We start from the raw sequence: 21,115 nt of genomic DNA on the forward strand, positions 1-21,115 counted from the left end.
ATGCACATTGGCATCGTGACATATCAAACGGGACACAAGAAGACACTGGATGTTATCCGGCGCTTCTTGCCGAAAGGGTATGAGATCACCGTTCTCGCGTTTCCGTTCCAAAAACGCCCACATGTGGTGACGTCTTATGAAGACCGTCCGTATCAAATTTTGGATATGGATATGGAGGCGTTTTGTGAGACCTATAACATAAACTATATCCGCGTTTCTGGATGGGATGAGGCCAGCATTCAAACTATGCAAGTCCTGGCCGTGCCCGATGTTTTTGTGACGTGCATCGCAAAAATAATCCCGCAGCATCTTTTAAGATTGGGGCCGTTTGTCAACGCTCACCCTGGTCTGTTGCCCCACAACCGGGGGGTTGATGCCTTTAAATGGGCCCTGTTTCACAAATGGCCGCTTGGCGTTACTCTGCACGTTATTGATCGCGAAATCGACCGCGGTACAATCTTAAAACGTGCCAGGGTTCCAATATATAACAACGACACCTTAAAAGACGTTTGCATGCGTTCTTATGAGTTGGAGTGTGATTTAATCGGGGATATCGAACGCTATCTCCCCTTTTATCAAAAAGGTTGGGGGGTAACGGATGACTATCCACTGAGCCGCAAATCCGTTTCAGCTGAATTTGATAGCGATATTGAGAATTATTTCGTCGAAAACAGAGAAATCTTTATGAATTTGTCTGTAGACTTAACCGCACAGGCCCATGAATCAGATGGTGTGATAGATGAAACAACACGCTGAACGCTCACACAAAGAAACAGCCATTGAGGACACTTCGGTGTATGAAGTTCCTAAAATGCCTCCGCGTGTGATTGTCGATTTGCGCACGGACTGCAATTTGAAATGTCCGATGTGTATTGTTCACGGAGATACGGACAACCCCAAGCTTGATGGTTTCTTAAAACGTGATGTTGATCTCGATCAGCTGTTGAGCATGGTCGACGAGGTTGCGCCCCATAGTCCCATGATGATGGCGAGCTTGTGGAGTGAGCCGTTGCTGGCCAAAGCTTTTAAACCGTATGTCGAAAAATTGAATGGCCTGGGATTGACGCTTGCGTTGAACACAAATGGGCTACGCATTCGCAAAGATTTTGCAGAGTATCTTATTGAGCAAAATATCGATGCGATTGCCGTCAGTGTTGATGCCCACACACCTGAAACTTTGCTCAAAGTACGGGGTGTCGATAAGCTTGAAAAAATCCAAAATGCCGTACACATGCTGCTCGATGCTCGGGGGGATAAACTCGCTCCGAGGATCGGTGTCTCCATAACCGTGCAAGACGAAAATAAGCACGAAGTTGAGGATTTTGTTGAACATTGGATTGAGTATGTAGACTTTGTTCGTGTTGGTGAGCTTTATACCGTAGACGGATTTTCTCAAATCAATACGGACATGGAACGCAAACCGTGTCTAGCACTCTACAACACCATTGCCATTCATGCCGATGGTAACGTGTCATACTGTTGTTTAGATGGGTTTGCCGAAACCAGTGTCGGGAATGCTTATGAAGATGGCGTTGAGACGGTTTGGAATGGCGATAAAATGAATCAAGTGCGCCATTGGCATGAAACTGCCCAATGGGACAAAGTCCCGTTCTGCAAAAACTGTGATCGTTGGGCGTCGTATGATTTTGAAGAAACGGTGAAGGACGGCGTTTTGATCCGCAAATCACCGGAATACACGTATTATAATCGCATCGATCGCTTGGAAAATTGGAGCGAAGAGCTTTCGGGTGGACTTCACGATATCCCTACTGAAGATGTGAAGGAATAGAAGACGTGGACGTGATGGTATGAGCCAAGACACACTATCCGCATTTGCTTTGGGCGGTGTTCTGGAAGGCTTCGATCTCCAAGAACTGATCCAGCCGCCTTTAAGCAATCCCAAAGTGCGCTTTCGCAATCTTGCCGTGGAAAACGATGAACTGCGTCACAAGCTTTTAGCAGCGGTTGACGATGTGCTCAAAAGCGGTCAGTTGATCATGGGGGCTGCGGTTCGGGACATGGAAGAAAAGCTTGCGGCCTATTGTCAAACGAACCATTGCATTGGCGTCAGTTCAGGAACCAGCGCGATTTATGTTGCACTGGCAGGAAAAGGTGTCGGCCCAGGTGATGAAGTCATCACGACGTCCCTGTCTGCAATCGGCACGGCAACGGCCATTATGGCTACAGGCGCAAAGCCGGTGTTCGTCGACATTGGTGAAGACCTCAACATCAATGCTGACCTCATCGAAGGCGCCATCACGCCACTTACAAAAGCGATCTTGCCCGTTCATTACACTGGTCGCTTGTGCGACATGGACAAAATCATGGCGGTGGCGCACAAGCACGACCTCATTGTCGTAGAGGACGCCAGCCAAGCTTGGGGGGCAAAAAATCATTTGGGCTATGCGGGTGCCATCGGCGACAGCGGTGCGATCAGCACCAGCCAAATGAAAATCCTCAACAGCTATGGCGAGGCGGGGATCATTCTGACTGCGGACATAGACTATGCCGACGAAATGGTCTCCATTCGCTATCTCGGCATGGTGAATAGGGAAGTTTGTGTTTTCCCCACCATGAACCATAAAATCGATACCCTACAGGCGGCCATGATGATGGCTGGGTTCGATTTGGTGGAGGGCTATATCCAACGCCGCTTGGAAATTGCCATGCGCTATCACGATGGGCTGCACGATGTTGTGAACTGTCCGGAGCCTCCAAAGTCCTTGGAAGACCGCACATGTGTGTTTTTCGATTACACCGTCTATACACCCGAACGGTCCCGGCTGCGCTTGTGGATGGAAGAGAAGGGGGTTGAGGTCAAAATTCGCCATCCTTTGTCATTTATTGATCAGCCCTGTTTCCAAGATCTGCCAAAACCCGATGCCCCGGTCGTACAAAGACTGGTTCATGAAATTCTCAGTTTGCCAATCCATGAAAAAATGACGAACGATGATGTAGATTATGTCATAGAGGCTGTACGCAGCTATTTCAGGGCATGAGGGCTTCGACGGCATGAACCAAGAACGCAAAACAGAGACACGGTTGCAGACACGCCAGGAAAGGGAAGCCTTCATCCTGCGCCGCCAGTGCGGCCAATCTCTGAATGAGTTCGAACGCTTTCCCCAATATGTAAACATTGAAACGACAAACACATGCAATGCCCGTTGCATTATGTGCGGCATTGATTTCGACGAGCGCCCTTTGGTTCATCTCGATGATGAGATTTTCGAAAAAATTCTCAAAGAGCTGAGCCACTGGACGGCGCACATTCGAAAAGCCAATCTCTTTTCCGACAACGAACCGTTATTGGATCGCAAGCTTGGATCCAAAATCAAAGCTCTGAAAGAGATCGGCATTCAGACCGTTGCCATCTCAACCAATGCAAGTGCGTTGACCGCCAAACGCTCTCAAGAGCTCTTGGATGCAGGGCTGGATGAAATATATATCAATATCGATTCACTGGTTCCCGAGATATACGAAGATATTCGTGTCGGCCTGAAGTTTGAAAAAGTGTATGCAAATACGCTGAAGTTCATTGAGCTGCGGGATGTTTCAAACGCCCATACCGTTGTGCGCGTGCAAATGGTGCTACAGAAATTGAACGAAGCCGAAAGCGATCACTTTGCCCAGCATTGGACGCCCATACTCAGCGCGGGCGATCACATTGTCGTTCACCGGGCCCACAATTGGGGTGGTACGGTGGAAACTCTGGCACAAGACGGTGATGATGACATCAATTCTTATCCTTGCACGTCTTTGTGGTCCAACGTCATGATCCATGCGGACGGGCTTGTTGCTTTGTGTTCCGTCGACACCAAACAAAACAGCCCCTTTACACTTGGTGATATGCGCTTTCAAACGATAGAAGAGATATGGACAGGTGATGACATCCGCATGATGCGTAAACGACATTTGTCAAATGAACGCACAGGCCACCCCCTTTGTGATGGATGTACAACGTGGCGTGAATGCAAATCAGATATTCATACCGTTGTTGGCCCGCATGACAAAGATACCGAATAGCGACTTACATATATTATTGAGATTTCGACAAGCCTGATTGAAAATAGATAGAACAGTTGAAACTGGGACGACACAATGACGAAACAAGATGAAAATGATGTGAATGAAGATGAACCCTACATCGGGTTTTATACGAAAAATAAAATTTCCCCAGTTCATCAAAACATCAGCGACTTGGAAAAACATTTCAGTCGAAGGGACTATTTGTATCGCACCTTAGGCGTTCCGCCTTATGCGCTAGAGGGTAAATCTGTCGTAGAATTTGCACCAGGTTCCGGGCACAACGCTTTATACACAATGAGCTTGTCACCAAAGCGCTATCTCTTGGTCGATATGAATACAACCGGCATTGACGAAGGCAAGGCTTTGTTAAAGGAGTACTACCCTAACGCTGATTGCTATGAATTTGTGCGGTCCAAAATCCAGGACTTTCAATCTGTAGAAAAATTTGACGTCGTGATTTGTGAAGGGGCGGTCCCCAACCAAACGGATTCCGCCGCTTTCGCCAGGCATGTGGGCTCTTTTGTGAAGCCTGGTGGCATGTTGGTGATAACCGTCTGTGATAATGTTGGTGTGTTGTCAGAGCTCATCCGTCGATTGATCGCAGAGAAAATCTGTCCATCAAGTGAGCCTTTTGATACGCGCCTGGAGGCGGTTCGGTCCATATTTGCGCCTCACTTTGAGGCGATCTCTGGAACCAGCCGCCCTCTTGATCATTGGCTTATGGATAACATCATCCAAAAATGGCTCTACCCCGTCTTTGCGGTTGATGAAGCCATTGAGGCCCTGCAAGACGCGTTCGAAGTTTATGGAACGTCGCCTCAGTTCTTGACGGATTGGCGTTGGCACAAACAAATTCACGGTGACGAGGCCGGGTTGAACGAACGGGCGATCGAACAATACAAAGTCCATGGCATTTCATTCATAAATGGAAGCCGTTTATTGCCCCCGGTCATAGTGCAAGATGCAGACGTTATTCGACAGCATGCACAAAAGATCTGGGATTACATGATCGAAATTCAGGACGGTAATACCGATCTGTGGCAAATGGTGGCTGATAGCTGCAACACAATTGCGGCATCTCTACAAGCATACGACACGCAAACATCCGAAGCGATTAAAGAGGCTGCAGTCTTTTTTGAGCGTGAAGGCAAGGTTGATCCGCAGGCACATTTTGACAAGTTCACGTCCTTGTTCGGTCAAGGCCAGCAATATATCAGCTTTGTCCGTAAGCGCGATTTAATCCCCACGGCTAATGCTTGAGCAATCATTAGAATATATGGTGCGGCTATGAGTAAGTTTTCCACAAAAGGCGATAAAACAAAAACCCACGCAGCATGGGATGCGGTGACGTCTCGCGATCCGTCACATCAAGATCCCAATGAAAAAATTGATTTGGGGCCATCCGCAAGTGTGACGTTCAAGAACGATCCCAAGATGTTGCTGTTTACGCTTTCGCGCTACAAGTTCGTGGCGAAGATGCTCCGGGGGGCTCGCAATGTCTTGGAAATTGGATGCCAAGAAGGTATCGGCGCACGCTTGGTGGCGAAGGATGTCGGATCATACACCGGGATCGATTTTTTTACGCCTTATATCGATGAATGCCAATCGGGCAGTCCTACGACGATCGATAATGCTCAATTCTTGGCGCATGATATTTTGGACGGCCCCGTTGCGGGGGAATTTGATGCAGCGTTTTGTATCGATGTGATTGAACATATCGCCAACGAAGACGAGCCGGCTTTTCTCAAGAACGTGCTCTCGTCTTTGACAGAACATGGCACCATGATTGTCGGCGCCCCGACACTTGAAAGCCAGCAGTATGCCTCTGCGGGTTCTAAAATGGGACACATCAATTGCAAATCCGGCGAACAATTTCAAAATGATATGGATGCATACTTCCACAACACATTTTTGTTCGGGATGAATGATGAGGTTATCCATACGGGCTATAACCCAATGTGCCAATATCACTTTCTGATTTGCACAGGCCCCAAACGCTTATAGGTTTTTGAGGATACAATGAAGACGGTTTTATACGGCCTCAATGGGGCAACCGATATTTGCCTCAGGGAAATGGGGCATGACCACGAAATCGTGCTGGTCACGACAACAGGGGCTCCGGCCTATCAAGGGCGCGACGTTCTCAATCTCGAAAATCTGGCGCAGCTCAATTTTGATGAGATCGAGCAAGTGATCATTTGTTCTATGTTCGTCAACGAAATTACCGCTTCCTTGCTGAGCATTGGGTTTCCCATTCAAAGGGTCTACTTTCATGACATGCAAGACTGGGTGGTGAATAGGTGTGCAGATAAAATAAACAACGTCGTGCACAAAGATGACGTTTTGTATGCCTTCTTTGACCTTGCGTGCAGTGTTGCGACCTTTGATGTCGTATTTTTTGCTGTTGCGGCTGAGGTTGAACGAAAGCTTCAAAAGAAAAAGCATATTCATTTCTTTATCGTGCCCGGTGCTTCATGCAATCCGGATTGGGTGTCAATCCAGACCATTCATACGCCTGCGGATACACGCTGGCGCATTGACCACATCATTACGCCGATTTTCAACATGATTGAAGCCACAATCGGCATTTCGAGTTTGGCTTTTCGCGAAGAGACACTGAATGCCTTATCAAGCGGGACTTCGATTTTTCCTTCACACTTCAGCCCAGATAAACATGACCATCAGGTTCTGGTTCCCGAGATCAAACCTTATGTGGAGCAAGGCCACTCTCTGATTTGTCTGAAACCTCAAGAGGAAGCCAAGCGCCTTGTCGACAGCTTCTTAAGCGACAAGTTGGGCGATCGTGAGCTCGTGGTTGTGACGTTGCGTGAGTACGCGCAGCAAGGCCAGCGCAATTCTAAATATGATGTGTGGGCGGATTTTATTAAGGCGTTGGATCAACGCGCCTACATGCCGGTTCTTGTGCGCGATACGTACAAATCGACAACACCGTTGCCGCCGGAATTCGAAGACGTCGTGGATTTTCCCATGGCTTCGATTGATCTCAATGTCCGTGTCGCCCTTTATGAGAAGGCCTTTACAAATATTGGTACCGCGACAGGGCCTGCCGTGTTGCCCAACTTTGTTGCTGACACATCGTATGTCACGTTTGTACCTGATTTTAAGGATGCACCAACCTCCAATTATGAATCGTGTCGGCGTGCCGAAATGATTCCGTATGAAGAAGTGTTCTTTCGCGGCAATGAGAATCAATTGGTCGTTTGGGATGCTCCCACGACGGAGCTCATTATGAAAAGCTTCAAGAAAATTTGTGAGAACAAATCAACTTCATAAGTCTTTCTGGAAAAAGCCGTGCGCAGCTGTTTAAAACACAAAACCCGTGTTTACAGACGGGGGAGCTTCGGCCACATTGGCTTTGAATTCTTCCGGAACCTTCTCCATCAGTTCCGGCATTTTGGAGCCATAGCGTTCCCAAAGGCTGCGGGCGATATCTGAGGTTTTGATTTGGTCAACGGCCTGGTTCAAATCCTTTTGAGCCATTTCTTGATTGCCGAGTTTTGCATACGCCATTGAGCGCATATAAAGAGCAGGGACGTGGAAATCGTAGTTTCTCAGAACCATGCTGCTGAAATAATCGGCTGCACGTTGATAACGGCCATTGAGCATGTTCCGATTGCCAAAGAAATTCGTGAAGATATTGACGTCATAAACCAACTCCGTCAGCTCTTGCGCCGAAATCTCTTCCGTGTCGAATTCTCGGGCGGCGTATCCACAACGGTCCCAGTCGATGTTTTGCGGATCCAATTTTCCCATTTTGACAAAGCCATGAAAGGCTTCGGTTCCAGGAAGGGGGAGGAGTGAAAAGACCTGAATCCAGTCCACATCAATGGTCTTGATATAGTCGATGGTTTCTTGCATATGTGCGCGGGTTTCACCGGGGAAACCGAACAAGATGTTGGTTTCCACTTTCACATCTTGTGTGCGTGCGTGAGCAATCAGACTTCGCGCTTTATCCAGGTTGACCTTTTTCTTGACGATGTTTTCTTGAGCGTCTTCGGAACCGGACTCGATCATGATGCGGATATAATCAAAACCAAGCGAACAAATGGTTTCAATCAAATCATTGTCCATGACACGCACACTCAAACCGCTGGGCATGGTGAAGGAAAGTCCTTCATTGACTTTCTCTTCAAGAATTTGCTTCACCAATGCTGTGAATTTAGTTTTTCGTGCGGCCAATAGGTCGTCCCAAAGGATGATGGTTTCAAAACCGCAATCATCACGCAGGTAACGTAAGTCTGCGATGATTCGGTCGTTTGATTTCGTGCGGATGCGTCCGCCATGGATCACCATTGATGCGCAATATGTACAACTGAACGGGCAGCCGCGCTCCATCATGACGCCAATAGCCCCTTTGGCGCTGGCGTTGGAGAAGTTCCGATATGTCTCTAAATCCATCAGGTCGTAGGCGGGCAACCCAATTTCATCTAGATCGACCAATGTTTCTCCGAAGACGGCGCTGGTTATGCCCTTCTGTGAATCAGCTTCAACCTTTGCCCGGTCATAGAGCCCCGCAATGTCGTCAACACAAAGCCCATCTAAGTTCCCGGTTTTAACGTCATAGGCTCGCTCCACAAACGTTCCGAAAGCCAGTTCAGCTTCGCCGATAAAGACATAATCGATGTCCGGCGAATCTTCAAAAGTCTTGGCATGAAAAAAGGTTGGGTGACCGCCTCCAATAACGACTTTGGTGTTGGGCCACTTTGTCTTGATCAGGCTGCTTAACTTCAACGTAGACATATATGACGATGAAAACAGAACAGATATACCTACAATGTCCGGGACATAATCAATTGTGCCTAGGTGTTTATTGAAGAAGTCATCCGTAGAGGTTGGTTCCGTGTCGGCGTAGTTGCGTTTGTACAGAAACAACTCTTTAGCAAGGTCCAACATTTCAAACTTGGCGAAGTCGAACTTATTGCGGGTGTACGAAGCGAGTTCAATTAAGCCCGTTGGTGTTTCAAACTTCGGCGTCAAGTTTTTGTTGGTATGGCCCAGCAACTGTTCTTGTTCGTACAACGGCATGGTGCTGGGGCTGATAAAAAGAATGTTCATGTTATCATGTTCTATCATAACGCTTCGGTCCTTTTTAGGGTCGGCTGTATGGAGTGCACGTTAGCATTTTGCTGGGCTCGCCAAGATCGATTGCACCTGATTACAGCTTGGTTGGCAAGTCGAATATCTCAGGTTTTGGTCACTTTTTCACGACCTGTTTGGTCGGGGAAGGGGCAAAGGCGGTTGAGCGCGATCTATCGCTTCACCCTGTCGTAATCACCGTCTCCACGGGTGAAGTAGACGTTTTCTAGGTGCGCGCCTTCTATGGGAACTTGCAGAGCACCGTTAATCGGCAACAAATCGTCATCATAGTTCAGGGGACGGAATAACCTTGGGATATAGCTCTGCCCGTATTGCGCCGCCGGGAACATGCCGAAGGGTTCAAGCCGTTGGCCGGCACGCTCAACAGTGCAATAGAAGTCAATGAGAATGACATCGTGCGCTTGAGCATCGGCCACTATGGCAGACATCACACTAGAGGCCTGGGGGTCATCATCTTCTAGAGTCCATTCGAGAAGCCGTATAACTGCCCCGAAGCCGTGCATGATGTCTTCAACACGCCAAACCGCGAGCCCCGTCTGCCCTTCGGCAATGCGATAATCGTGGCCGGGGATGTCGACATATCGATGGTTTAAATATTGACCCGTTCGCGCGGCCCAGAATTTTACACCCTGAGGCGGGATGAAATAATTCTTGCTGTCATCAAGCCGAGCAGACCGCGTGGTGGGTGACGTTGATTGGGCGGTCTTGAGAAGATTTGCGGATTGCGATGCGCGTTTGGAAAACTGCTCGTCGGAGGTTTGTAAGATTGCTTTTGCTTTTTCCGGTTCGAAAACCCCAACCCAACGCGGCATAGATTGGAAACAGTACATGCCGAGTTTCTGACAGATCCGAAACGATTCTTTGGTGTTATATAAGTACACCATCGCATCCAGCTCTTGCTTGATCATTGAAGAAACACGCAAGCCGATGCCGCCTTTTACATCAGAGAACCAACACAAAGAATATCCACCGGCTAATGTGCGGTCCCCACAATGGAGATCGAACGGCTGATAGCCTTGAAATGCGACAAGTTTGTCATCCTCGACGCCAATGAAAGCTCTGAACTGCTCTTGCTCGTGATCATAAAACTGCCAATTAAAATAATCTTTGGTCACGATCAAGGGGTTGTTGGCATAGCGTTTTTTGAAATCTTCAAAGATTAACGTCACGTCATCTTCACGGGCTCGGCGAACCGTTGTTTTCATGAGCTCACCTCATCTTTAAATCTTAGAGATGAATAAATGAACATGGTTCCAGCAAAGTTGATTTTGTGTCGGTTATTGACCATAGAGAAGATACCTCAATGGGTCTGTCCAGCCCTGGTTCAGGGGGCTATACGTTTCGCGTAAAGTTTTTTTGGAGACTTTCCCGGAACTGGTGAGCGGCAGGCTATCGACGAAGAAATATTTTAAGGGGCGTTGAAACGGCGCAAGGGTGTCGTTAGCGATTTTTCTCAGTTCTTTTTCCAGGTTCTCTTGGTTTGGCGTCACACAGACGGCAACAATGACTTCACCAAGCAAGTCATCTACCACACCAATGACCGCGATTTCTTTGAGACGTTCATGGCGCGATAGTGTTTCTTCAATGTCTTTGGGGTAAATGTTAATGCCACCCGAAATGATGATGTCTTTTTGCCGAGTGAGATAGGTCAGAAAACCGCTTTCGTCGATAAAGCCAAGGTCCCCTGTTAAAAAATAATTGTCGTGGAAGGATGCAGCGGTGCGTTCTGGCTGCTGATAATACCCTTCAAACGCAAGCGGAGATCGAACCGCAATTTCCCCGACTTCACCCATGCCGACCGCCATCCTGTCTTGATCCAATATCTTGAGATCGACACCATCACAAAGCGATCCAACAGTCGCAGACTTTGTCCGGGCATCGCGTGGAAACAGGTTGGTTGCGCACGCGACTTCGGACGTGCCGTAAATTTCATGGAATTGACAGTTTATCGCCTTGTACAGGTCTTCTTTGAATTGTGCATCAATGGGTGCCGAAGAGGTCACGATGGTTTTGAGAGACTTCAGTTGATCGACATTGTCCATCAAACTGTCTTTCAGCGCGTACAGGTGGGTCGAGACCGCTGTGAAAAACGTGACCTTGTGTTTGGCCACAAGCGCTAACCAGTCGCGGGGTGTGAAGCGTTTCATATAGACCAAGGTTGCGCCCATCAACAGGGCGACAAAAACATGGCGCTGGCCGAGAGAATGATAGAACGGCGACGCACACAGCACCACATCTTCAGACGTCAGTTCATACATGTCCCAGGCTTGTTGGGCGCGTTTCAGCTTCACATCTTGGGAGATGACGATGGGTTTAGGCTGGCCTGTCGAACCTGAAGAAAAGGTGATCAAAAAATCAGTTTCTGCAGATTTACGCACCAAATTTTGTTGTGTGCCGGTCGAGGCGTCTTCATCACCGGGCGACACTTCGATGACGCCGGGAAGCTTGTGCTGTGTGCCCAAGTCGGATTGATATGGTTCTCGAAGAACGATGTTCACATCGCATGCCCGCCAAATGGGGCTGAGCTGATCTGGGTGCATTGACGAATTAGACGGGATGCTGACCCCATCAATTTTCGCCAACCCTAAAGTGGCGGATATGATGTGCAAAGGATGGTCGGTTAAAATGGCGACGCGGGGGCGAGCGGGTTGGATTTGGCAGAAGTGTTCTGCCCACTTATCCGCCCGGTTTAGGATTTCTGCGTAGGTATAAGTATTCCCCTCATAGATCAACGCCGTCTTGTCAGCATGGCGTTGGGCCTGAATTTGAAATTGAGAATAAAGGCTGCCCATAGCGTTATTTCATTTTTTCAACCACACACTGTGTAAGCGCGCCAACCGTTCTGAGGGCGGGGTCTGCCAATTCGTGGGGTTGAAATTTGATCTCGTACTCAGCCTCGAGCGTCATGATTAAGTTGAGTATTGCAAAGGAATCCAACAGGCCGTCTTCGGCGAAATTTGTACTCACGCCGATCTCGCTGATTTCGTGGCTGGCGTTTGCATAAATATATTTGATAATTTCGGATTGAATGTCGCTCATGTGTATCTCTAGCTGTCAATGACGTCCCAGGTTAGCCGGTCACCCAATTTGAGGTCACGTTTCGCCGTGCGCCCGATGACTTGATTTTTATATTTGGGATGTAGGCCGTACCCTGGACGGACGGATTTAATGTTGTCTTCGCTAAACGGTTCACCTTGTTGTACGTCGGCGCTTATATAGAGAGACCGTCGCCCATTTTTGTTTTTTAGGGCTTCAGGGGACAAAGCATAATCAACCTCACCAATCGCGGCTTCGACGCGGCGTATTTCTTGGATGAGTGTTTTAAACTCCGAAGGGGTAAGGGAGAAAAAACTGTCGACGGTTTCTTCGTTGGTTTCCAGCTTCACATGCTTTTCGATGACGTGGGCGCCCATGGCGACCGCACCGATCGATATACCAATACCTTCCGAATGATCGGAAAGGCCCGACAGGCAGTGGAACGTGTCTTCCAGGTGTTGAATGGTGCGCAAGTTCACCTCACGGGGTGGGGTTGGGTAAGCCGTGGTGCACTTCAACAAGATGATGTCTTCACAGCCTGCATTGCGCAAAAACTTCACAGCTTCATCGATGTCGCTTAGGTTCGCCAATCCGGTGGACACAATGACAGGCTTTCCCGTCTTTGCGACCTTTGTCAGCAATCCCGTGTCGATGATTTCCGGCGATGCGATCTTGTAGGCTTTGCAGTCGTGGGCTTGCAAGGCGTCAACAGACGTTTCGTCAAAAACCGATCCGAACAACTCCACGCCACGCTGTTGAGCAACCGCAAACAAAGTGGGGAACCAATCCCAGGGCGTGTGCGCATAACGGTAGAGATTGTATAAGTTTCCGTAAGATGCCCACGCATTGTCAGGTGCGATGCTAAAATCTTCGTTGTCGCAATTCAGCGTTATCGTATCGGGTGTGTAGGCTTGTATTTTGATGGCGTCGGCACCCGCATCACATGCAGCGTGAAGCAGCTCTACACAGTTATTCAGATCGCCGCCATGATTGCCGGACAGTTCCGCAATCATGTATGTCGGGCAATCATGTCCAATGACTTTGTCCCCAATTGTGATGGGTTTCATTGCCAGCCCTCCGTCACGAGGTCCTGCCAAGTTTTGTGCGTATTGGCGTTGCTGGCCGTTTGCAGCAGGCGAAGTCCTTCGTCTGCATGGTCCCAGCCAAACACATAAGGCGACGTGTGGCTGCCAGAAACGCGCTGTTGTTCGAGGGCATCGGCAATGTCTGCATAGAGATTGGCGAAAGCTTCGACAAATCCAGCCGGATGGCCGGGTTTGAAACGTTCGCGGATTTCGTCCGGATGCTGACAATTCCCACGGTCATAAGTCGTCCGCGTGGTGTCTTTTTGAAAGATATGCAGACGTTCCGGTTCTTCTTGAAGCCACTCAGCACTGGCTTGGTCACCGAACAGACGAAGCTTTAAGCCATTGCGATAGCCCAAGGCGGTCTTGCTGACCCATAGGGATGCGCGAAAATCGTTTTCGTATCGAACCCACAGATAGGCGTCATCGACAATCCCCTCAAATGTACTGTCATGATGGAAATCGGCTTGCACGCTTTGGGGCTTTAACGCTGTTAAGAAACTGCACAGCTGATGAAGGTGGACAGCCAAGTCCAGCAAGATTGTTGGAATAGGCCCATCTTTCAAACGCCAGTGTTGCGGGGACATGCGCTCTTCGGGTTGGACGAAAGCGTCAGAAGGCATTTCGATTTGGATCTGTTTAAGCGTGCCCAAATCTCCATTTTCCACATGTTTTCGCAAGACGCGCAGCAATGGATAGCCGCTGTAGTTATACGTCATGGCCAAAAACCCCTGATGTCGGTTCAGGGCGTCTTTGATGGTGGCGGATTGTTGAAGATCGGCCGCCATTGCTTTTTCGCATATGACAGGCACACCGTTTTCGATTAAGGCGCAGACAATGTCGGCATGGTCCGGGGTTGGCGTCAGCACGGCGACCGCGTCTAGGTTTTCCTTTTCCGCAGCGATGTATGCGCGCCAATCGCTATAGGTTTTGTCTTTTGAGATTTGCCATTCAAGAGCGGTTGCATTCGATTGGTTTTCGTCATGGCTGAAGCAGCCAGATACGACTTTCCAACGGTGGTCGAGCTGGCTGGATACAAAATGGGTGTAACCGACTGCGGAGGTCATTGAGCCACCAATAAAGCCAAGTGATAAAATCTTTGGGCTATTGGGTGGCGACATATCGGGTGTCTCTTTGTTTGATGGATTTATTTTTTGTCGCTTGCTGCAGTTCCACAGGATCACGGGTTAGGAAATAAAATTGATCCGTATCAGAGATGTGCAGCACTTCGGATATCAACTTAAATGATGGGTGCGTGTCGTCGATTTCGGTAAACGATAAATAGTCATTGAGTAGCTTCGTGAATTTGTTGGACCGGTGAATAACGGCGATCCACGGTGCGCTCGGATGGTGTTCGGCACAGTAGTCGAGTTGCCAATTCAGCGCGAGCAGGGGCTCGCCAAAGTCTGTTTTCTCATCATAAACAAACCACCCACCAATCAAATAAGGCTGGTCTTCATTGACAATAGTGTCGTGCCAGATAAAGAGCGTTGGCTTGTGCTGTGCTTCCAGAAGGAAGGATTCCCGGGTGCTGTTAAACCACCAAGCATAGTGATGCAAATAGGGGATCGGGTCCGTCTGTACCATGTTTTGCGCATTTTCTTGTCGGTTTCGGCTGATGAGATATTGGTTGATGTCCCGGTCAGTCACTTTGCGCAGCGTGTGAGTTGGTGACAGGTCAAGATATTCATAAGCTTCGTTGGTATAGTGAAGTGACGTCGCCGTGCCTTTGTCACCGAGAAGTGTTCCGGCAATGCGCTTGGCGCCCTTGCCGTCGATTTTCACTCTCGGTTCATCACCAAGCGCACAAACGCGCGTGTAGTGGGATTGTACAGTTCTGATGAAACGAGGCAGATCCGCAAAATCATTTTCAGACCATGCGTTCAAATGGAAATAATGCCCAAGGTCTTCGAGGTGAGACAGTTCGTTAAACTGGTTGTCGGCGAGCGAAAGCGTGAGGGCTGGGATGTTGTAGGCTCTGAGTTGATAGAGCGTGCTGCCTGCGGCTCCAATATAAAAATTGGCGTGTTTCAGGTCGGTGGAAATATCCGTTTTACCGATCAAAAGCTCGACATCTTCGTGATCTTGGTAAGCCGAGAGGAACGCTTCACTGTTTTCCGCCAAGGGCCCGACGACAACGTGCAGCTTGAGCGGCGTGGTATAGGTGTTTTGCGCGGCCAACAGTTGATCGACCATCGCCTTGACCAAATTGAAGTCACCACCTCCGCCGAGAGAAATGACAATGTCAAAGCTTGAAGATTTGCGGGGGCGGGGGCTGGGTTTATGAACGTCCAACAATACGAAAGACGGTCCCACAAGGTGGTCGGCATCTTCGTTCGTGAGCCCATTGTACGAAGCATGGGTGTCTTCGCCACGCCATTTATAGTCAACCAAGCAATCGCACGCATGGCGGCGTTGGGTGTCATCAATCACGCACAGCTTGTAGGGCTGTGCGCGCATGCGGGCTTCCCAAGTGTCGTCCAACAGGTAGTGATCAACGACCAGCCAGTTGCAGTGGTGTTCTATGCAAAGTTGGCGTGTTTTGTCAGCGTCTTCATCTTGGTTCAGAATGGAGGACGGCGCCGCATAGAGAGCGTGATAGTCAAAACCTTCCAGAAAGGGGATGATGTTCTCGTCCGCAAAGTCCAAAACGAAAACGCAGGTCGCTCCCTGGCTGGTCAACTCACGGGCAAGTACCAAGCAGCGCGTCAGATGGCCAAGGCCACTGATCTTTCCAGCATTTGTTCTGAACACGACAGTCTTCATGCTTGACCGCCTTGCGCGTCTTGCAGCGCTTTGTACATCAATTCAGCTCGCACCCAATCGTCAGGTGTATCGATATCTACGGCTTCGTAGTGTGGGATCACGTATGGCAAAGTGCTGGGCCCCCAGGCGGTTTGATCCAGGTTTGGCCGGCTATAAGCCGCCCACGAAAACTGTCCTGCATCATGATAAGCCTGTTCCAAGTCTTGGGAGCGACAAGAAAAGTATTCCGGCTGGAACATATCGGCCGCGCCGTCTTCGGTAATCCGAATGGCGCGTTGTATGGGGAAGGTATACTCCACCACTGAGAAACACTCTGCTTTATCCGGGCGCGCGCGAAAAATCTCAAAGGATTCGCGCAAGCGTTCCGGTCTCACAAACGGTGCGGTGGCGAACAACATGCAATGAAAATCGAATTCAAACCCAGATTCCTTCAACCACTCAAGAGCATGCATCATCGGCTTGCCAACACTTTGGTAGTCATCGGCGAGTTCTGCGGGGCGAAGGAAGGGGGTTTCCGCGCCGTAGTTTACAGCGATCTCGGCGATCTCTTGATCGTCCGTCGTGACGATGACACGCTTAAACACGTCGCTTTCCAACGCCGCGCGGATCGAATAGGCGATCATCGGCAAGCCGCAAAACAACTTGATGTTTTTGCGGGGAATTCGTTTGCTTCCGCCTCGAGCTGGGATAATGCAGACGGTGATGATGCTACCTCGTTCGTTTGGTTCAAGGGCCTTCAAAGGGTAAGGACCGGGTTGGGGGTTTAAAACTACCCGAATTGGCTCATTTTTCTAAGTCCTTCTGGACCTAATCACTGTGTATTTGTTGTATAACTTGAATACGATAGTCTTCCCATGCCAAAGGGCACAGCGGCCACAAGCAGGTGTGTGCCATGCCAAAAGGTGCTTGCGGGCTTGATCATAGCCCACAACCTCAACTTTTGTGTGTTGATAGCGTGATTTTGCGGGAATAGGTTCTGCGTGATGGGGGTATGCCTGGGTTTACATGCGTTCAGGACCATGTGGACCAGTTCTTGTCCAATTGTTCCTGTCCCACCCGTGATGAGAACTGTTTTGCCTTTAAAAATATCCATGAATTCTTCCTGGTATACTTAAAGTGCTGTGAGGTGCGGTCCTGCTTAAGAAGCAGGGGCCACTTCACCTTCTGATACTTCGATGTCGTCTCGGTCCGCGGCTTCTGTTTCTTCCAGAAATGCTTGGAGTTGCGCGCTGAACTCTTGCAAAACGTCGGCTTCGTATTTGATTAAGTTCCGGGCTTCTTTCAGTCCTTTGTAAACACGGTCGTTCTCGACGTGCTCGCGGACTTTGTCGGCGATATCCATGGCGTTGGGGCAAGCGGCAATGAATTCGCTCAGGCGTATGTTAAAACGTTTGAGGCTTTCATCACGCTCCGCCGGGTCCTGATGGATGTAGGCGCCTTGGAGTTCGAAATACACGCGCGACGCGGGGGTTTGAGCATCCTCTTGAGCGAGGACTTCTTTTTCGCGCAGGATGGCGGATTTGTTATGCACGAGAATTTTCGTGTTGCCGCCGATATTTTCCATCACGGAGCCATTGATCAGCAATTTGTCTCCGCTTTTAAAATCGATAAGTAGGGGCACGATTAATCCTTAAATTATAGCTCTGAAGCGTTGCGTTCGTCGGGTTAGGCAAAAAGGTTCATGACGGAGCCACTGGGAATGTCAAAGCCGTTCATCGCCGTTTGCATTTGCTCGACGCTGGCCATGCGGGCTTCGAAAGACAAGGAAATAGCACGCAAAATATTGCCGTACTTGGCTTTGATGTCTTCGATCTCGGCTTCACGCTCTTTCAGCTCAACCGTTGAAATTTTGGTCATGTCAGCCAGGCGGGTCGCCATTGTAGCCTGAATATCCAAAGAAATGTTTTGGGCGTTGTCGTTGGCGATGTCCGTGACGGTGTAGGCCGTTTCCATCAAGCTGTTCAATTCCGTCAGCTTGTCGTAGAGATTGCGGTTGTCGTTGGACGGGGAACCGGAGCCTTCGGCGTCAATGGTGCCTTCAACTGGGCTCAACGCTTCGATTTCGCTCAACAGGTTTTTGACGTCGCGCACGACAAACGGTGTTTGAATGTCGGGGTGAACCGTCAGCAACAGCTTTTTGCCGTCCTCAACCAGGCTGGTGGTCTTTTCGGTCAGCGTGGTGAGTTCGTCAGCTGTGAGATTCGTATCGTCATCGCTGGCCGTGAGCGCAGAGATGGCTTCGTTCCCGGTGGTTTGCATATTGACCAAGTGGAGCATATTGGTATGCGTGTCGAAGGCATATCCATCAATCAGCACTTTGTTGGTTTGCAGCTTGCCGTACTCTTTTTCCAACGCAGCCAAACGGGCCGGCGTATCGTCGGACGAGATAACCTTATCAATTTCAGAGTTGATGCGCTTGATCGTGGTGTTTTCGATCTGTTGATAGGAATGCTCAAACCCAATCCGAAAATTCCCCTGGGAAATTTTCAAGAGGGCCTGTCCTATCCCACCACCGTACGCTTGTATCGGGTTCATTCTTCCCGTCTCCAATCTAGGATTCTCTTTACACTTCAAAGCATTATGTGTGTTCAGAACACAACGCTAGTGTACAAAGAATCACGACCCTTCTGGATCTAGTCTACGTAACTGTATTAGACTAGCACCAAACACCCGAAAATTCAAGCAAATCAGGCCTTAGACGTTGGTGTTCAGCGTTCCGCCAGCGGGTGCAGGGGGTGTTTCGGATTCTTTTTGGCCGCCCTCTTGCTGAGATGCGTTGCTCAAGCCTTCCAAAAGGCCCTGGGCGATGTTGCGATTGATGTCGATCAGGGTTTTGATTTTTTCCGGATCCAGGTCGCTCATGCATTGGATGGTGTGGTTGTCCACGAACTGACACAACGTCAACATGTTCTGGCGCATGTCAAAGGGTACGGGATTGGTGTCTAAGGTCAATTCAGCCTGAAAAATGGTCCAAAGGCGCCAATTCAAGCGAATCGCATCACGCAATTCCCGCTTTGCAGCCGGCAATTCCAAGGCATCGACCGTGACCATTTTTTCCAATCCCACGGCAATACGCCGTGCGGCCTCTGTCAAAGCCCAGGCCTCCGTATGGCTGGGAGAGCCCGGAGAAGGAATGGAAGAGTAGTTTTGGTTAGACATGTGCGCTCCGCTCTTTTGATGCATGCCCCAATATACGATGCTCAATCCCAATACGATACGTGCCGAACGGGGGGTGTGTCTAGGGCTAACCTGTTAAATTACATGAATTTCACCAAGCTCAACTCGCGAATCCGCGCGAGAGATGTGTAAGAAGCTTCCAGCGCTGTTTGTTCGTCTTGCAAGCTCACGATACTTTCCAAGGGGTCAGCGTCTTCGACATTCGACACTTGGCCTTCGAGGTAGCCCTTATACGTCGAGTGGATGTCCGTCGTGCGATCAATCAAAACCGAGTTGTATGCGTTGGTTGTGATCAAGGCCTGCAGGTTCGACGATAACTCGTTACCGTAGGGTGCCGTGCCGGTTTCTGTGCCGTTGTACGCACTTTGCAGCAGATAAATGGCATCGTCCAGACGCGACAAGTTTTGGTCCAAACCGCCTTCGGAATTGTATGCCCCTTGGGCGATGATGCCCATGGCGCGGATGGCTTTTTCAAAGGCGGGATCCAGCCCGTTGATGTCGAAATTGAAATTGCGGAATTCGTCCACACGGTGATTGTGGGCCAATTCGTCGCCATTGTAGTAGTCCAGCGAGCTGATAGTGCCATCCGCAAGACTGACGTCCGCATCGCTGGCCACTGGGCCTTCAGCTGTCAGGGTGTTGCTGACATAGACGGTCGAACCATCACTCGAAACGGATGTCACGGTGAGGGTGGCGTCGTTGCTGGCAGTGCCTGCGATGACAAGGCTCATACCGGCGCTCAGACCAGTATACGTGCCAGCTGCGGCTGTGATGCTGTCGTCACCAGCGTTGACCGCGAAGGTTTGGTTGCCGGTGAAGTTCAACGTTGGCGTTGCGGCAGTGCCTTCGTCTGTGAACTTATTGCTTTCGATGGTGATCGTCGTCGCTGTGATCGCGCTGACCGTATACGTGGCATCGTTTTGGGCCGTGCCGGAAACGGTGAAGCTTTCGCCAACGCTGAGAGAGGTGCGCAAATCACCGGATGCCGCCGTGATCAGGTCCGTTCCGCGGGTGAATGCCAAGCTGGTGAAGTCGGTGCTGTCGAGCTTACTGCCGTCTTGTAATGTGATCTCAGCCGCTGCATTTGCGGCTTCGTCAGTCAGCATGCGCGTTTCAACTTCGATATAGTTGTTGGTCGTATCGACAGCCGTAACTTTGTAATAGCCATTGTTGTTGGCAGTGCCGCCAACTTGAATAGATGTACCCACGGCGATGTTGTCGAATTCGTCACCCGATGCGGTGATGCGTCCACTGCCCGACGTCGCCGTGTTTCCATCACCGTCTTGTTCGAACGTCAGCCAGTTCGTGGTGCCGCCGATGGTTCCAGACATATTGAATTTATCAATGTGTGTGGTGCGGGTTGTGGGATAGGTCGACGTCGAACCATTGTACTTCGACTGGAAATCGGTCAGGTTCGTCAGACCGAAATCGATGGGGGCTTGATTGACACGGCCGCCGCCAAACACAAAACGCCCGCCGGACGTCATATTCATGTCGCCTTCCAGCGCAATCAGTGCGCCGAACGCTGCGGTTTGAATGGTGGCGATGGTTTCTTCGGTTTTGCCGGTCAGTCCTTTGAAGTCTTTTAGCTCTTTCAGAAAGTCGCCAATGGTGCGGCTGATGCCGGTTTCCGATCCATCGTCAGCCTTCACACCGCCCAATGCCAAGTTGGTGACGTTGAGACGCAGGTTCATCAGCTCGTTGTTTTTCATATAGCCTTCAAGATGGCCCAACGAGTTTTCGATGTTGGTCAGATACTGTGCATCTTTTGCAATCCCTTGATAATCAGGGGATATCTTTTGCGTGCTGACGTTGTATTGCAAATCAAGCATGCGCCTTTGAGAAACTTTCAAGTAGCTCAAGAGTTGGTTGCTCGTTGCGTAGTTTGCGATCCGGGTGGACATTTT

At 49.6% G+C, this 21,115-nt stretch carries 19 protein-coding genes; 7 read left to right on the forward strand and 12 right to left on the reverse strand.

What is annotated here, in order from left to right; translation table 11 throughout:
- The 7 genes from V5T82_RS07705 to V5T82_RS07735 all read left to right on the forward strand — a co-directional run bounded on the left by V5T82_RS07705 (position 1) and on the right by V5T82_RS07735 (position 7,320).
- Positions 1 to 756, forward strand: a complete 756-nt coding sequence (locus V5T82_RS07705) for a formyltransferase family protein (RefSeq protein ID WP_332895032.1) — start codon at positions 1 to 3, stop codon at positions 754 to 756.
- Positions 740 to 1,789 carry a radical SAM/SPASM domain-containing protein gene (locus V5T82_RS07710; RefSeq protein ID WP_332895033.1) on the forward strand — a complete coding sequence of 350 codons (1,050 nt, stop codon included), beginning with the start codon at positions 740 to 742 and terminating at the stop codon, positions 1,787 to 1,789. The genes V5T82_RS07705 and V5T82_RS07710 overlap by 17 nt, the downstream gene beginning before the upstream one ends.
- Positions 1,790 to 1,808: 19 nt before the next feature.
- The gene (locus V5T82_RS07715; RefSeq protein ID WP_332895034.1) at positions 1,809 to 2,999 is read left to right on the forward strand and encodes a DegT/DnrJ/EryC1/StrS family aminotransferase; all 1,191 of its coding nucleotides are present in this window, start codon (positions 1,809 to 1,811) and stop codon (positions 2,997 to 2,999) included.
- 13 nt (positions 3,000 to 3,012) lie between these two features.
- Positions 3,013 to 4,023 (forward strand): radical SAM/SPASM domain-containing protein, encoded by a 1,011-nt coding sequence (locus V5T82_RS07720; RefSeq protein WP_332895035.1) that lies wholly within the window; start codon positions 3,013 to 3,015, stop codon positions 4,021 to 4,023.
- Between the two features lie 75 nt (positions 4,024 to 4,098).
- Positions 4,099 to 5,286, forward strand: coding sequence for a class I SAM-dependent methyltransferase (locus tag V5T82_RS07725; RefSeq protein ID WP_332895036.1), 1,188 nt, complete (start codon positions 4,099 to 4,101; stop codon positions 5,284 to 5,286).
- A 27-nt stretch (positions 5,287 to 5,313) separates the two neighbouring features.
- Positions 5,314 to 6,030: a class I SAM-dependent methyltransferase gene (locus V5T82_RS07730; RefSeq protein ID WP_332895037.1), complete on the forward strand. Its 717-nt coding sequence runs from the start codon at positions 5,314 to 5,316 to the stop codon at positions 6,028 to 6,030.
- A 15-nt stretch (positions 6,031 to 6,045) separates the two neighbouring features.
- A complete protein-coding gene (locus V5T82_RS07735; RefSeq protein ID WP_332895038.1) occupies positions 6,046 to 7,320 on the forward strand; it encodes a hypothetical protein in 1,275 nt (424 codons plus the stop codon).
- A gap of 30 nt (positions 7,321 to 7,350) precedes the next feature.
- Here V5T82_RS07735 and V5T82_RS07740 read toward each other — a convergent pair whose 3' ends face one another.
- The 12 genes from V5T82_RS07740 to V5T82_RS07795 all read right to left on the reverse strand — a co-directional run bounded on the left by V5T82_RS07740 (position 7,351) and on the right by V5T82_RS07795 (position 21,112).
- Complete coding sequence (locus V5T82_RS07740) at positions 7,351 to 9,102, reverse strand: B12-binding domain-containing radical SAM protein (RefSeq protein ID WP_332895039.1); 1,752 nt, start codon at positions 9,100 to 9,102, stop codon at positions 7,351 to 7,353.
- A 194-nt stretch (positions 9,103 to 9,296) separates the two neighbouring features.
- Complete coding sequence (locus V5T82_RS07745; RefSeq protein ID WP_332895040.1) at positions 9,297 to 10,349, reverse strand: hypothetical protein; 1,053 nt, start codon at positions 10,347 to 10,349, stop codon at positions 9,297 to 9,299.
- A 72-nt stretch (positions 10,350 to 10,421) separates the two neighbouring features.
- Entirely contained in the window at positions 10,422 to 11,936 is a 1,515-nt protein-coding gene (locus tag V5T82_RS07750) for a class I adenylate-forming enzyme family protein (RefSeq protein ID WP_332895041.1), read from the reverse strand.
- 4 nt (positions 11,937 to 11,940) lie between these two features.
- Positions 11,941 to 12,183 (reverse strand): acyl carrier protein, encoded by a 243-nt coding sequence (locus V5T82_RS07755; RefSeq protein WP_332895042.1) that lies wholly within the window; start codon positions 12,181 to 12,183, stop codon positions 11,941 to 11,943.
- 8 nt (positions 12,184 to 12,191) lie between these two features.
- A complete protein-coding gene (pseI, locus tag V5T82_RS07760; protein ID WP_332895043.1) occupies positions 12,192 to 13,247 on the reverse strand; it encodes a pseudaminic acid synthase in 1,056 nt (351 codons plus the stop codon).
- Positions 13,244 to 14,386, reverse strand: a complete 1,143-nt coding sequence (locus V5T82_RS07765; protein WP_332895044.1) for a Gfo/Idh/MocA family protein — start codon at positions 14,384 to 14,386, stop codon at positions 13,244 to 13,246. The genes pseI and V5T82_RS07765 overlap by 4 nt, the downstream gene beginning before the upstream one ends.
- Entirely contained in the window at positions 14,370 to 16,031 is a 1,662-nt protein-coding gene (gene pseG, locus V5T82_RS07770) for a UDP-2,4-diacetamido-2,4,6-trideoxy-beta-L-altropyranose hydrolase (protein WP_332895045.1), read from the reverse strand. Before pseG ends, V5T82_RS07765 begins: the two co-directional genes overlap by 17 nt.
- Positions 16,028 to 16,771, reverse strand: coding sequence for a pseudaminic acid cytidylyltransferase (gene pseF, locus V5T82_RS07775; RefSeq protein WP_332895046.1), 744 nt, complete (start codon positions 16,769 to 16,771; stop codon positions 16,028 to 16,030). The genes pseG and pseF overlap by 4 nt, the downstream gene beginning before the upstream one ends.
- Before the next feature lie 398 nt (positions 16,772 to 17,169).
- Positions 17,170 to 17,652, reverse strand: coding sequence for a flagellar biosynthesis repressor FlbT (locus tag V5T82_RS07780; protein ID WP_332895047.1), 483 nt, complete (start codon positions 17,650 to 17,652; stop codon positions 17,170 to 17,172).
- Positions 17,653 to 17,696: 44 nt separating this feature from the next.
- A complete protein-coding gene (locus V5T82_RS07785) occupies positions 17,697 to 18,521 on the reverse strand; it encodes a hypothetical protein (RefSeq protein WP_332895048.1) in 825 nt (274 codons plus the stop codon).
- Between the two features lie 204 nt (positions 18,522 to 18,725).
- The gene (locus tag V5T82_RS07790) at positions 18,726 to 19,190 is read right to left on the reverse strand and encodes a flagellar biosynthesis regulator FlaF (protein ID WP_332895049.1); all 465 of its coding nucleotides are present in this window, start codon (positions 19,188 to 19,190) and stop codon (positions 18,726 to 18,728) included.
- Between the two features lie 98 nt (positions 19,191 to 19,288).
- Entirely contained in the window at positions 19,289 to 21,112 is a 1,824-nt protein-coding gene (locus V5T82_RS07795) for a hypothetical protein (RefSeq protein WP_332895050.1), read from the reverse strand.
- Positions 21,113 to 21,115 lie beyond the last annotated feature (3 nt).

The sequence above is a fragment of the Magnetovibrio sp. PR-2 genome (assembly GCF_036689815.1).
Classification (GTDB): Bacteria; Pseudomonadota; Alphaproteobacteria; order Rhodospirillales; family Magnetovibrionaceae; genus Magnetovibrio.